This window comes from Aequorivita sp. CRS11, from assembly GCF_059693805.1.
In genome coordinates, this window is record NZ_JCATIG010000004.1 from 443,642 (window position 1) to 457,318 (window position 13,677).

The 13,677-nt window shown below is 39.5% G+C and carries 11 protein-coding genes; 4 read left to right on the forward strand and 7 right to left on the reverse strand.

The features are described 5' to 3' along the window. Nucleotides 1-151: 151 nt before the first annotated feature. Both AC58DT_RS10685 and groL read left to right on the forward strand, forming a co-directional pair. On the forward strand, nucleotides 152-427 hold the full coding sequence (locus AC58DT_RS10685; RefSeq protein WP_497216810.1) for a co-chaperone GroES: 276 nt from the start codon (nucleotides 152-154) through the stop codon (nucleotides 425-427). Nucleotides 428-508: 81 nt separating this feature from the next. Then, nucleotides 509-2,146 carry a chaperonin GroEL gene (gene groL, locus AC58DT_RS10690; protein ID WP_497216811.1) on the forward strand — a complete coding sequence of 546 codons (1,638 nt, stop codon included), beginning with the start codon at nucleotides 509-511 and terminating at the stop codon, nucleotides 2,144-2,146. A 74-nt stretch (nucleotides 2,147-2,220) separates the two neighbouring features. On the opposite strand, the gene AC58DT_RS10695 is transcribed toward groL, so the two are convergent. Beyond that, on the reverse strand, nucleotides 2,221-3,450 hold the full coding sequence (locus tag AC58DT_RS10695; protein ID WP_497216812.1) for a M20/M25/M40 family metallo-hydrolase: 1,230 nt from the start codon (nucleotides 3,448-3,450) through the stop codon (nucleotides 2,221-2,223). A gap of 31 nt (nucleotides 3,451-3,481) precedes the next feature. Between AC58DT_RS10695 and AC58DT_RS10700 the strand changes: the two genes are divergently transcribed. Both AC58DT_RS10700 and AC58DT_RS10705 read left to right on the forward strand, forming a co-directional pair. Then, nucleotides 3,482-4,648, forward strand: a complete 1,167-nt coding sequence (locus AC58DT_RS10700; protein ID WP_497216813.1) for a TolB family protein — start codon at nucleotides 3,482-3,484, stop codon at nucleotides 4,646-4,648. Between the two features lie 50 nt (nucleotides 4,649-4,698). Further along, nucleotides 4,699-6,078, forward strand: a complete 1,380-nt coding sequence (locus AC58DT_RS10705) for an MptA/MptB family glycosyltransferase (RefSeq protein ID WP_497216814.1) — start codon at nucleotides 4,699-4,701, stop codon at nucleotides 6,076-6,078. Nucleotides 6,079-6,129: 51 nt separating this feature from the next. Here AC58DT_RS10705 and AC58DT_RS10710 read toward each other — a convergent pair whose 3' ends face one another. The 6 genes from AC58DT_RS10710 to folK all read right to left on the reverse strand — a co-directional run bounded on the left by AC58DT_RS10710 (nucleotide 6,130) and on the right by folK (nucleotide 13,554). Continuing rightward, nucleotides 6,130-7,668 carry a bifunctional GNAT family N-acetyltransferase/carbon-nitrogen hydrolase family protein gene (locus tag AC58DT_RS10710; RefSeq protein WP_497216815.1) on the reverse strand — a complete coding sequence of 513 codons (1,539 nt, stop codon included), beginning with the start codon at nucleotides 7,666-7,668 and terminating at the stop codon, nucleotides 6,130-6,132. Nucleotides 7,669-7,777: 109 nt separating this feature from the next. After that, complete coding sequence (locus tag AC58DT_RS10715; protein WP_497216816.1) at nucleotides 7,778-8,755, reverse strand: deoxyhypusine synthase family protein; 978 nt, start codon at nucleotides 8,753-8,755, stop codon at nucleotides 7,778-7,780. Next, entirely contained in the window at nucleotides 8,745-9,698 is a 954-nt protein-coding gene (gene speB, locus AC58DT_RS10720) for an agmatinase (protein ID WP_497216817.1), read from the reverse strand. Before speB ends, AC58DT_RS10715 begins: the two co-directional genes overlap by 11 nt. Further along, on the reverse strand, nucleotides 9,688-11,085 hold the full coding sequence (locus AC58DT_RS10725; protein ID WP_497216818.1) for a type III PLP-dependent enzyme domain-containing protein: 1,398 nt from the start codon (nucleotides 11,083-11,085) through the stop codon (nucleotides 9,688-9,690). The genes speB and AC58DT_RS10725 overlap by 11 nt, the downstream gene beginning before the upstream one ends. A 311-nt stretch (nucleotides 11,086-11,396) precedes the next feature. Beyond that, nucleotides 11,397-12,329 (reverse strand): pseudouridine synthase, encoded by a 933-nt coding sequence (locus tag AC58DT_RS10730; protein ID WP_497216819.1) that lies wholly within the window; start codon nucleotides 12,327-12,329, stop codon nucleotides 11,397-11,399. Nucleotides 12,330-12,426: 97 nt separating this feature from the next. Continuing rightward, nucleotides 12,427-13,554 (reverse strand): 2-amino-4-hydroxy-6-hydroxymethyldihydropteridine diphosphokinase, encoded by a 1,128-nt coding sequence (gene folK, locus AC58DT_RS10735; RefSeq protein ID WP_497216820.1) that lies wholly within the window; start codon nucleotides 13,552-13,554, stop codon nucleotides 12,427-12,429. Between the last annotated feature and the right edge of the window lie 123 nt (nucleotides 13,555-13,677).

Consider the following 13,677-nt stretch of genomic DNA (forward strand, 5'->3'; position numbering starts at 1 on the left):
TCTAATGCTTTATTAGATTTAAAAATGCCAGCTTCTGACAAGCTGGCATTTTTGTTTTGTAATATGTCAGTTTGTGGGCAGTGGCACAATTTCTGCCAATTAGCAATCAAACATTTAAACCCAAGTTTAACAACTAAAAAATAAAATTGAAATGGCATTAAAAATTCAACCACTTGCAGACCGCGTTTTGGTTCAGCCACAGGAAGCTGAAACTAAGACCGCATCTGGTATTTACATCCCAGATTCCGCAAAGGAAAAACCACAACAAGGCAAAGTAGTAGCCGTGGGCAAAGGCAAAGAAGATCACAAAATGACCGTAAAGGTTGGCGATACTGTTCTTTATGGAAAATATTCCGGCAGTGAGTTAAAGTTTGATGGTACAGATTACCTCATCATGCGCGAGGACGACATTTTAGCTATTATCTAATTTCTCCCAAAAAATAATTTCAAAAGTAAAGTTTAACCACAGCTTAGAGCATACAGCTTAAAGCTTAAAGCATTTAAAAAAATGGCAAAAGATATAAAATTTGATGTAGAAGCCCGCGACGCAATAAAACGTGGCGTTGACGCATTGGCAAACGCAGTAAAAGTAACCTTGGGCCCAAAGGGTCGTAACGTGATTATCAGTAAATCCTTTGGCGCACCGCAAGTAACAAAGGATGGTGTTACCGTTGCAAAAGAAATTGAATTGGAAGATGCGCTGGAAAATATGGGCGCACAAATGGTGAAGGAAGTAGCTTCAAAAACCAACGATCTTGCTGGTGACGGAACAACAACTGCAACCGTTCTTGCTCAGGCAATTGTAAAAGAAGGTTTAAAAAATGTTGCTGCTGGCGCAAATCCGATGGATTTGAAACGCGGTATCGATAAAGCCGTTGAAGCCATTGTTGCAAATCTTGAAAAGCAAACTACGAAAGTTGGCAATTCTTCTGAAATGATAAAGCAAGTAGCTTCAATTTCAGCAAACAACGACGATGTAATTGGCGATTTGATTGCAAAAGCATTCGGAAAAGTTGGAAAAGAAGGCGTTATCACTGTTGAAGAAGCAAAAGGAACCGAAACTTACGTTGATGTTGTGGAAGGTATGCAGTTTGATCGCGGCTACCTTTCTCCGTATTTCGTAACCGACACAGAAAAAATGCAAACTGAATTGGAAAATCCAATGATTTTGCTTTACGATAAGAAAATTTCTTCAATGAAAGATTTGATGCCTGTGCTTGAGCCAGTGGCGCAACAAGGAAAATCTTTATTGATTATTGCAGAAGACGTTGACGGCGAGGCTTTGGCTACTTTGGTAGTAAACAAACTTCGTGGTTCTTTGAAAATTGCCGCTGTAAAAGCGCCAGGTTTTGGGGATAGAAGAAAAGCAATGTTGGAGGACATCGCCGTATTGACCGGAGGAACCGTTATTGCTGAAGAGCGCGGCTTTACTTTGGAAAATGCAACAATTGATATGTTGGGTTCTGCGGAAACAATTACAATTGACAAAGACAACACTACAATCGTAAATGGCGCTGGAAACAAGAGCGACATCAAAGGTCGTGTGAACCAAATAAAATCTCAAATAGAATCCACAACTAGCGATTACGACAAAGAAAAATTGCAGGAGCGTTTGGCCAAATTGGCTGGCGGTGTTGCAGTTCTTTACGTTGGCGCTGCGTCTGAAGTAGAAATGAAAGAGAAAAAAGATCGTGTTGACGATGCACTTCACGCAACCCGCGCGGCTGTTGAGGAAGGTATTGTTGCTGGTGGTGGAGTAGCTTTGGTTCGCGCAATTGAAGTGCTTAAAAAACTTACTACTGAAACTTTAGACGAAACTACAGGAGTTCAAATTGTAGCTCGTGCTATTGAATCTCCACTTCGTACAATTGTTGAAAACGCTGGTGGTGAAGGTTCTGTTGTAATCAACAAAGTTTTGGAAGGCAAGAAAAACTTCGGTTATGACGCCAAAACTGAAAAATATGTGGATATGCTAAAAGCTGGTATTATCGATCCTAAAAAAGTAACCCGTATCGCGCTTGAAAACGCTGCTTCGGTTGCTGGAATGATCCTTACTACCGAATGTGCTTTGGTTGACATAAAAGAAGAAAGTGCCGGTGGCGGAATGCCAGGCGGCATGGGAGGCGGAATGCCCGGGATGATGTAATTCCCAAAAGTGATTAATAGAACTAAACCTCACAGGTCTTCAAGATTTGTGAGGTTTTTTTATTTCCGAAATTTTTAAAAAGTAACCTCAACTTCTTTCAACTCGCCACCTCTATCAACAATAACTATTGCCGTCTGTCCCTTTTCAAATTTTGAAAGACTTTTCATATAGCTCATCATATCGGTTACTTCATGCTCGCCCATTTTCACTACTACATCGCCTTTTTGAAGGCCAGCTTTTTGGGCTGGTTTGTCTTCACTTACGCCATCAATGCGCATGCCTTTTCCGCTGAAAAGATAATCGGGCACCACGCCCAGAGTTACCTTAAAATCTGGAACCACTTCACTTTCATTTTTAGTTTTTTTAAAGGGAAGTTTCTTTTGGGAATCTAAATCTTTTATAATGCTGAAAATATAATTGGATACCAGCTTCATTCCTTCAAAATTCACTTTTTCGGTATCGTCTGAGGGTTTGTGGTAATCTTCGTGCTGCCCAGTGAAAAAATGAAGCACGGGAATATCGGCCAAATAGAATGAGGTATGGTCGCTCGGCCCAACACCGCTTTCGTTTTCAGAAATTTTCAGTTCGCCTGCATTTGCATTTACTGCTTGTTTTAAAATAGGTGAAGTTCCCACGCCATAAACCGCCAAAGTCTTTTCAGAATTGAGCCTTCCAACCATATCCATATTAATCATATAGGTTACTTTTTTGGTGTCGATGGTTGGGTTTTTCACAAAGTAGTTTGAACCCAACAAACCTTCTTCTTCCCCAGAAAAAGCTATAAAAAGATAATTATTTTTCTTTGGAGAATCATTCTTTTGAAGCGAATCTGCCAAATGCAACATCATTGCAACGCCACTTGCATTATCGTCCGCACCATTGTGTATCGCTTCGCCTTCGCGATACAGCGAGCCTTCGCCACCCATCCCCAAATGATCGTAATGCGCACCAATAACGACTGTGTTTTCGGCTTTGTTATCTAAATATGCAATTACGTTTTCACCCGTTTCTGTGCTATCATTGTTTTCTGCAGTAAATTCTGCCTCTTCATGTGGGTTTTTACTAGCCTTGTATGTGAATTTTTGAAAGTACTCATCAGTTCCTTTTGATAGTAACCCCAAATCTTCAAATCTTTTTGCAATATATACGGCCGCCTTTTTTTCGCCTTCAGAACCTGTTTTTCTTCCGTTTAAACTATCGCTGGCCAAAATGCCAACGTCTTCTTTCATAGAAACCGTTTTTACCTTTGCTTCCTTACAGGAGAAAACCAATATTACCAGAAATAACATCAATATTATACGCATATCCTTATTTTTGCTCAAAAATACATTAAAAATGAAAATAGTTTATACGCTATTAATTGTTTCCATTTTTACGAGTTGTAAAAATGAAGTGAAGAAAGTTGGAGAAGATTCCCAAAAATCCGAAGACGCTTCGATAGAGTCTATCTTGAGCGAAGCCGAAAGACTCAGCGTGACATCTGCAGTTCTTGACCCCGAAACAAAAGACACTTTAATTTATCCTGAAGAAAAACACTTCAAAAACATCCGCCAAGTAACTTTTGGCGGAGATAATGCAGAGGCGTATTGGAGTTTTGACGACAGTAAACTTATCTTTCAAAGCAATTATAAAAATTGGGGCGTAAACTGCGACCAAATGTTTTTGATGAATGTTGAAGAAACTTTTAAAGACATGCAACCCCCAATGGTGAGCACCGGAAAAGGCCGTACCACTTGCAGCTATTTTATGCCTGATGGTCAACATATTGTTTATGGAAGTACCCACCTGAAAGACGAAAATTGTCCTGAAGCCCCATTAAAAAAAGATGGTAAATATGTATGGTCCATATATGATAGCTTCGACATTTTTGTGGCCGATCTTGATGGAAATATTACTGCGCAACTTACCAAAGAACTTGGCTACGATGCCGAAGCAACCGTTTCACCAAAAGGTGATAAAATTGTTTTCACCTCCATGCGCAGCGGCGATTTGGAGCTTTACACCATGGATCTTGACGGAAAAAACGTAAAGCAAATAACAAATGAATTGGGCTATGATGGGGGCGCATTCTTTTCGCCTGATGGAAGTAAATTGATATTTCGCGCTTCCCGTCCAAAAACCGAAACCGAAATTAAGGAATATAAAGATTTGTTAGCCCAAGGTTTGGTGCAACCCACCGAAATGGAACTTTTTATCTGCAATGCGGACGGCAGTGAACTTCGCCAATTGACGCATTTGGGCAACGCAAATTGGGCACCATTTTTTCATCCTTCTGGAAAAAAGATTTTGTTCTCCAGTAATTTTGAGGCTGAAAAAGGGTTTCCTTTCAATCTTTATTTGATTGATATTGATGGGAAGAATTTAGAACGCGTAACGCACGGAAAAACTTTTGATGCGTTTCCAGTATTTTCAAACGATGGCAAAAAGTTGGCATTCTCTTCCAACAGAAATAACGGAGGAGGTCGTGACACCAATCTGTTTATTGCTGAATGGCAAGACTAAAAAGATTGTTGATTGTTGATTGTTGATTGAAAATCTAAAAAAAACGGTTTGTGAATTTTATTAAACTATATAAAATCCCACTTTTACTTGCCGTTCTTTCCATTGCCTTTTATATCAGTTTTGCATATGATCTTGAGCGAAGTGATTTTATACAACTCATCTCGCTTTACGCTGCGCTGTTTTTTACTACCTATCTTTTTATTGAGAAATTCAAACTCAATTTTTGGTTTTTAGCTTGCTTGGGAATTACTTTTCGGCTGGTTTTTACTCTGGCAATCCCAAATCTTTCGCAGGATTTTTATCGGTTTTTGTGGGATGGGCGCTTGCTTTTACGAGGCGTTAGCCCGTATTTATTTACACCAGATTCCAAAACCATTGTAAATATTTCGGTTGCGCAGTTCCAGGTTCTGATTGAAGGAATGGGGCCACTTAACGCAAGCCATTTCAGCAATTATCCGCCTGTTAACCAACTGTTTTTTGCAGTTGCCGCAATGTTTGCGGGCAAAAGTATTTTGGGCTCAGTGGTTGTCTTGCGCGTGCTGATTTTTTTGGCAGATGTTGGTATTCTTTATTTCGGAAAGAAGATTTTGGGGAAATTGAATCTTCCCGTTAAAAACATTTTCTGGTTTTTTCTGAATCCTTTTATCATTATTGAACTTACTGGAAATCTTCATTTTGAAGGGGTGATGCTTTTCTTTTTAGTTTGGGCACTGTATTTACTTTTTAAGGGAAAATGGGTTTGGGCGGCATTTTTAATCGGGATTTCTATTTCGGCGAAGTTGATTCCGCTTTTGTTTTTACCATTGTTTTTGAAGTATTTTATTAAAAAAGAGGTTTCGACGGAGCGTGTTTTGAACGGAGTCGAAAGGTTCAACCTGACATATTTACTACGATTTTATACAGTAATATTTATTTCCGCAGGTATTACTTTTCTTCCATTTCTTTCTTTTGAATTTATTCAGCATTTTTCAGCAACTATCGCTCTTTGGTTTCAAAATTTTGAGTTTAATGCTAGTGTTTATTATCTAATTCGTTGGGTTGGATTTCAAATTGTGGGATGGAATGTGATTGGAACGGTTGGAAAAATTCTTCCTGTTTTGGTACTTCTTTTCGTTTTGGGACTCGCTTTTTTCAGAAAAAACAAAACACTGAGACAGTTGATAACCGCAATGCTTTTTGCGGTTTCAATTTACTTTTTACTTTCAACAACCGTGCATCCGTGGTATGTGGCCACTCCCCTTTTGCTTTCCGTATTTACGAAATATAAATTTCCGATTGTTTGGAGTTTTATGGTAGTGCTGAGTTATTCAGCATATGGCGAAAATGGTTTTGACGAAAAGATTTGGTTGGTGGCGCTGGAATATTTAGTAGTGATTGGGTTTGTGATTTGGGAGTTGTACCCCTTCTGTCATAAAAATTATTTTCAATAATCTTTATGACACCTTCCCCTGAAAAAGGGGAAGGAACCATATTTATATATTTTATTTCTTTACCCGCTCCAATCTATAAAAATCCTTTCTTCTATCCTTCAAATTTCTAACTGCGCCAAATGTGTGCAGCTCGCGAAGCAAATCGATGTCCACATCGGCTACCAAAATCATTTCGGTGTTTGGGGTTGCTTCGGCTTTTATTCCATTATTGGGAAAAGAGAAATCACACGGAGTGAAAACGGCACTTTGAGCATACTGGATATCCATATTATGAACCTTTGGTAGGTTTCCAACGCTTCCCGCAATGGCTACGTAGCATTCGTTTTCAACGGCTCTTGCTTGCGCGCATAATCTTACTCGGGAATAACCGTTTTGGGTATCTGTGAGAAATGGGACAAAAAGGATATCCATTCCTTCGTCGGAAAGTAAACGCGATAATTCCGGAAACTCGGAATCGTAACAGATTAGCACTCCAATTTTTCCACAGTCGGTATCAAAAGTTTTTAGGGAATTCCCGTTTACCATTCCCCAAACACGCTCTTCATCGGGTGTAACGTGAATTTTTTCGTAACGTTCCACGCTTCCGTCGCGACGGCATAGGTAGCCTACGTTATAAAGCTTTCCTCGGACCATTTCGGGCATGCTTCCGGTAATGATATTTATATTGTAAGATATGGAAAGCTGGGAAAGCTTTTCGGTAATCTCTTTGGTATACTTAGCCAATTCGCGGATTGCATCCGGCTCGCTCATATGGTTGTATTTTGCCATGAGCGGAGCGTTGAAAAACTCTGGAAACATCGCAAAATCGCAACGATACCCTGCAACACTGTCTATAAAATATTCTGCTTGGTGCATCAATTCTTCCATTCCGGAATAGCTTCTCATTTGCCACTGGATTAACCCCAAGCGCACTACACTCTTTACTGCAGAAGGTCTTGGTTTTTTTTCGGGTTTGGTGTAATAGATATTATCCCATTCCATTAAAACCGCGAATTCTCCGGAGGCCTTATCGCCTTCCAAATAACTTTTTAAAACACGTACAGGGTGAAAATCGTTTGAAATCTGGAAGTTCAGCACGGGGTCGTCAATCTGTTTGCGTTTTACTTTTTCTATGTACTGCTTTGGAGAAAGTTTCTCTGCGTGCAAATGGTAATTTGGCATTCTTCCGCCAAAAACAATACTTTTCAAATTTAAATTTTCACACAATTCTTTCCTGTAATCGTACAATCTTCTTCCCAAGCGCAGACCGCGAAAGTCCGGACGGATAAATACGTCTATTCCGTAAAGCACATCGCCTTCGGGGTCGTGAATACTAAAAGTGGGATCGTCAGTAATGTCTTTATAGGTATGTTTCTCGCCCAACTCGTCAAAGTCTACAATAATGGAGAGCGCACAACCCGCAATTTCTCCATCGGCCATAATCACTACTTGTCCTTCGGGAAAAATATCGATTAGGTTACCGATTTCGTTGATTTTCCAATAGCTGTTTGGAAGTCCGCCATAAGATTGAATGGTAGCCTCTTTCAACGCTTCGTAATCTTTCAGCGTCAAAAATTTCAATTCTATATTTTCAATCTTCTGGTTTTCCATGCTGTTATTTTATTAAATAATCCAAAAATCCTTTCCCCCAACGCTCTTGTTGAGGGAAACGATTTCGGTTTTTTTTATTCGTATTTGTATGAAAAATGTATAACTATTTTTACATACCCAAAAGGTACGCAAAAATTAGAGGCGCAACGATAGTCGCATCACTTTCTATGATGAATTTTGGAGTATCAATATCCAGTTTTCCCCAAGTAATTTTTTCGTTTGGAACAGCTCCGGAATAACTTCCAAAACTGGTTGTAGAATCACTGATTTGGCAGAAATAACTCCAAAACGGTGTATCGGTCCGCTCCATATCTTGATAGAGCATTGGCACCACACAGATTGGGAAATCTCCAGCTATTCCCCCACCAATCTGGAAGAAACCGATTCCTTTTTCTGAATTATCCGTGTACCAATCTGCAAGAAAAGTCATGTATTCTATTCCACTTTTCATTGTGGAAGCTTTCAATTCGCCTTTCAAAACGTAGCTGGCGAAGATGTTTCCCATCGTGCTATCCTCCCAGCCTGGACAAACTATTGGTAAGTTCTTTTCTGCGGCGGCGTACATCCACGAGTCTTTTAAATCTATTTCGTAATGTTCTTCCATCACACCACTTAAAAGCAGTTTGTACATATATTCGTGCGGAAGGTAGCGTTCGCCTTTGGCTTCGGCTTCTTTCCATAGTTTCACGATGTGTTCTTGGATTCTTCTGAAGGCTTCTTCTTCGGGAATACACGTATCGGTTACGCGGTTCATTCCTTTTTCAAGCAAATCCCACTCATCCTGCGGGGTTAAATCTCGGTAGTTTGGCACACGCTTGTAATGGCTGTGCGCCACAAGATTCATAATATCTTCCTCCAGGTTTGCGCCCGTACAGGAAATAATATGTACTTTATCCTGACGGATCATTTCGGCAAAAATCTTTCCCAATTCTGCAGTACTCATAGCACCGGCGAGGGAAACGAGCATTTTTGAACCTTGGTTCAACTGGGCTTCATACCCTTTTGCGGCATCCACGAGAGCGGCGGCATTAAAGTGTAAATAATATTTTTCAATAAATTGGGAAATAGATCCTTTGCTAGTATTCATCTTCTTCTGTATTAAATTTTGAATTTCCTTTTTTGCCTGCCTCGAGCGGAGCCGAGAGGTTAAAATTGCTTTCGTATTCGTCTTCTTCGTCCGTGCCTGCAAATTTGTATGTCAACATTTTATAGTAAAGTTTTGCAGCTACAAAATCGGAGGCTCTTTCTTCCGGATTTGGACAAAGCTCTACAATGTCAAACCCAACCACATTTCTTTCCTCAAAAACCTGTTTTAGGAAATCGAGTGTTTCGTACCAAAAAAGTCCGCCGGGCTCTGGGGTTCCGGTTGAAGGCAGGATTGAAGGATCCAAAGCATCCAGATCGAAAGTAATGAAAACATTGTCTCCCAGAGCTTCAATAACCTTATCCATCCAGTATTCGTCTTTTGCCATGTCGTGTGCAAAAAATACTTTTTCATCATCCATTACAGTAGTTTCTGCCACGTCCATACTGCGAATACCCACTTGTACAAGGTTAGTGGTTTGACTTGCTTCATATACCGCACAGGCGTGGTTGCACTTGCTCCCGTGAAATTCCTTGCGTAAATCTGCGTGTGCATCTATGTGAAGCACTGTAAGATTGTCAAAACACTCATTGAATGCGCGGATAGTACCTATGGAAATGCTGTGCTCGCCACCAAAAATGGTTACAAACTTATTTCGTTTTATATAGTCTTTTGTGGTTTTATGTACTTCGGAAACCACGGCTTCCGGAGAGGAATTTTCTGTAATTGCATCGGCAAGATACACTCCCTGTTTGTAGACCTCTGTTTGGGTTTCAATGTCGTAAAGCTCCATATTTTCTGAAGCATCCAAGAATGCTTCTGGACCTTTGTCGGCACCTTTTTGCCAAGTGCTGGTTCCATCGTAAGGAACTGGGATCAATACAATTTTTGATGTTTCTAGGACCGCATATTTTTGCGGGATGCCTGCGTACGTCTTAGTGCTCATAACCTAAAATGTTTAGCAATTGCTCGCTTGTTTGTTGTTCGGAAAAAAGTTTGGTTGTTATATTATTATTTTTGTCTCTGTCTATCAGAATATGCTTTGGCGAAGGAATCAAGCAGTGCTGCAAGCCTCCAAAACCGCCAATGGTCTCTTGATATGCACCTGTGTTAAAGAAGCCAATATACAAAGGTTTTTCCTTTCTGAATTTTGGCAGATAGATGGCCGCCATATTTTGTTCGCTATTGTAATAATCATCGCTATCACAAGTCAACCCCCCCAAAAGCACTCTTTCGTACTCATCATTCCAACGGTTCACGGCAAGCATAATAAAACGTTTGCTGATGGCCCAAGTATCTGGCAAAGTTGTGATGAAAGAGGAATTGATCATATTCCACTTTTCACGGTCATTTTGCTGCTTTTGGTACAAAATCTCGTAAATGGCACCACCGCTTTCACCAACGGTAAAGCTACCAAATTCAGTGAAAATGTGTGGAACCGGCACTTCGGCTTCTGCACAAGTAATATTTATTTGGTTTAAGATTTCGTCTATCATATACTGATAGTCATATTCAAAGTGCAAAGAGTTTTTAATGGGGAAACCACCGCCAATATTCAAACTATCCAAGGACGGACAGATTTTTTTTAGGCGAACGTACACTTTTAAACACTTCACCAATTCATTCCAATAATAGGCAGTATCGCGAATACCGGTATTAATGAAAAAATGGAGCATCTTTAAATCTACACGCTCGTTGTTTTTAATCTGTTCTTCGTAAAAAGGAATTATATTTTTGTACCCAATACCCAATCTGGAAGTATAGAATTCAAACTTTGGCTCTTCCTCAGAAGCGATACGTATACCTACATTAAAGTGATTGTCTATACTATCAGAAAGCAGCTCAATCTCTTCATAATTATCAATTATCGGGATACAGTTTTCGTGTCCGTCGTTGATTAGCCGGGCTATGTTTTCGATATATCTTTCGCGCTTAAAACCGTTACAGATTACATATGTTTTATCTGTTACCTTACCGGCTTTTTTAAGGCTTTCTACAATATCAATATCAAAAGCCGAAGATGTTTCTATGTGTATATCATTTTTCAAAGCTTCATTCAAGACGTGCTTGAAATGTGAGCTCTTGGTGCAATAGCAGTAATTATAGGAGCCTTTGTAGTTGTTTTTTTCAATAGCATCGGCAAACCATTTTTTCGCCAAATTTATATTTTCTGAAATTTTCGGCAGGTATGTAAACTTGAGCGGAGCACCGTATTCTTCTACGAGCGCCATAAGATCTACGCCGTGGAATTCAAGGCCATTGTCCCCCAACCGAAATTCTTCCTGAGGAAAATAGTACGTTTGGTTTATTAAGTCTATGTATTTAGTGTTCATCCTTTAGTTTTCGTTGAATAGTGTAAATTAAAAATTCTTGTAGCTTATTCCCCAAAAATTAGGGAGTATAACAAAAAATTAACTTGAAGATTAGTTGCGAATAGGCAAGGCGTTTAGAGTGGAACTTTGGCCCAAAACGCGCTGCGGTACAGCTGGAGAGAGTAAAAATGTGTTGTTCATTTAGAATCTTTGTTTTTGAAATTTCTCAAAAACCAACCATTTTAAAAATACTTTCACTTTGTTTGTTTACAGTACAAAAGTGCCAAAAAAAAACCAATAATTTATATAATGCACCAAATTTTCATTAGCCACTAAAGCATACTGAACATGTTGAGTTCCTTTTCGGTAAGGGTTCTCCAGCGGCCGCGCGGCAAATCTTTTTTGGTAAGGGGGCCGAGCGTAACACAATCTACCCGAACCACGTCATACCCCAAATGTTCAAAAATAGTGCGAATAATGCTGTTTCCGGTATGTTTTATTTTTAAGCCTATTTCACTTTTTGGGGAATTATCTACGTAGCTTATTTCCTCCACGGAAATTTCTCTTCCTTCAATACTGAAGCCTTCCTTTATTTTTTTTAGATGCTCAGCTTTTAGGTTTTTGTCCAGCTCTATATGGAATAAACGTGGAATCCCTTTTTTGGTAAATTTTTGCACAAATTCATCATCGTTTGTAAAAAGCAGCAGTCCAGTAGCATTTCTGCCCAAGCGCCCGAATGGTTTAATTTTGGCTGAAGTAGCGTTTGCAACCAAGTCCATTACCGTCATTCCTTTAGCATTACTATCGGTTGTGGCAAAACCCTTTGGTTTGTTCAGCAGGACGTAGGTATTTGGTTCAGGGTTTAAACGGCGGCCGTCAAAACGTACGTCATCACTTAATTGCACCTTGTAGCCCATTTCATTTACAATTTTTCCGTTTACGGAAACCAGACCTGTTGCAATATAGGTGTCTGCCTCGCGGCGTGAGCATACACCACTGTTTGCAATGTATTTATTAAGGCGTATTCCGTCACCTGGATTGCTCTTTTTTACTTCTTTTACGGGTTTTTCCCTGCGGCCTATTTCCTTGCCCGTTTTATCAAATCGCAATTTCGGCTTGGCTGTAGGGTCTTGTTGACGCCCGGTTTTTTTGGGTAAAGATTCTGAATTTAAAGGAGCATTTCCTCTTGCATTGCTTCGGTTGCGCTGGTTATTACTACCACGCCCCGAAGCTTTTCCTCTGTTTTGATTGTCTTGTCTGCTCATAGTTACTTTTTTGCAAAGGTAAGCAAATTAAGTAGGCACTCGCAGTTTTCAGTTTACAGTAAAAAGACTGCTAATTGTGACTTGTGACTGAGGCTTTTTAGGAAATTATTTCCTTTAATATATAAAGGTAATCTGCTCTGTTTTTCAGAAAATCCAATTTAGAAATATCAATAATTTTTATGTTTTCAGCATGTTGGTTTTTAATGAATTCCAGATAACCTGCATTCAACTTTTGTAGATACGATGCTTGTATGCTCTGCTCGTACTTACGGCCTCGTTTTTTTATATTTTCCAACAAGCGGTCGGTGTTTTGGTATAGGTAAATATATTTATCTGGCTTGGGCACATCTTTGTGCATTACATGGAAGAGTTTTTTATACAGTGCGTATTCTTCCTCGGGCAATGTGATGTCTGCAAAAATAAGGGATTTATTTACATCGTAATCTGCAATGACAGACTCCTTAAAAAGATCGAACTGGGTAATATCGTCTACCAATTGTTGGTAGCGGTCTGCCAAAAAAGACATTTCCAGTGGAAAGGCGTAACGTGAAGCGTCTTCGTAAAACTTTGGAAGGAAAGGGTTGTCCTTAAAACGTTCCAAAATTAGTTTTGCATTAAAATCATTTGCAATCTTGGTGGCCAAACTTGTTTTTCCGGCCCCGATGTTTCCTTCAATCGCTATATAATTGTATTGTGAAATATTATAATCCTTCATCGGGTTGCTAAGCCATTTGGACTGCTTTTGAAGCATACTTGAGTCTTCACTAGCCGCTAAAATTTTTATAATATTTTTTTGGGAAACCGGATGCACTAAGTGCGAATTGAGTTCGGCCAAAGGTTGCAAAACAAACTTTCGCTTTTGCATTTCGGGATGTGGAACGATTAGCTTTTCAGTCTCAATAATTAAATCGTCAATAAATATGATGTCAATATCTATAGGCCGCGAAGTATATGTTTTGGAAGCATTGCGCTTGCGCCCCATAGTTTTTTCAATTCTTAAAATTTGTTTTAGAACTGCGGCAGGTTTCAAATCGGTTTGTAGCCACACGGCACAATTCAAAAAAGAATCTCCATCAAAACCCATTGCCGGGGTTTCGTATACCGAAGAGATTTTCATGATGCTTCCCACCTCGTCAAAAAGCGCATTCACCGCACTCTGAAGATACTCAAAACGGTTGCCCATATTGCTGCCAAGCGAGAGATAAACGTTATGCAGAGGTTGCAATGGATTCAAATTTTAACATTTAAGACGAAATTAAGGAAAAGAAAAAGACTACCAAGTAAATTTGTGCGTAGATATAAATTTTACGGAAAGGCCGCTTTTTAACAGGTTGTTTCCAAAGGGATT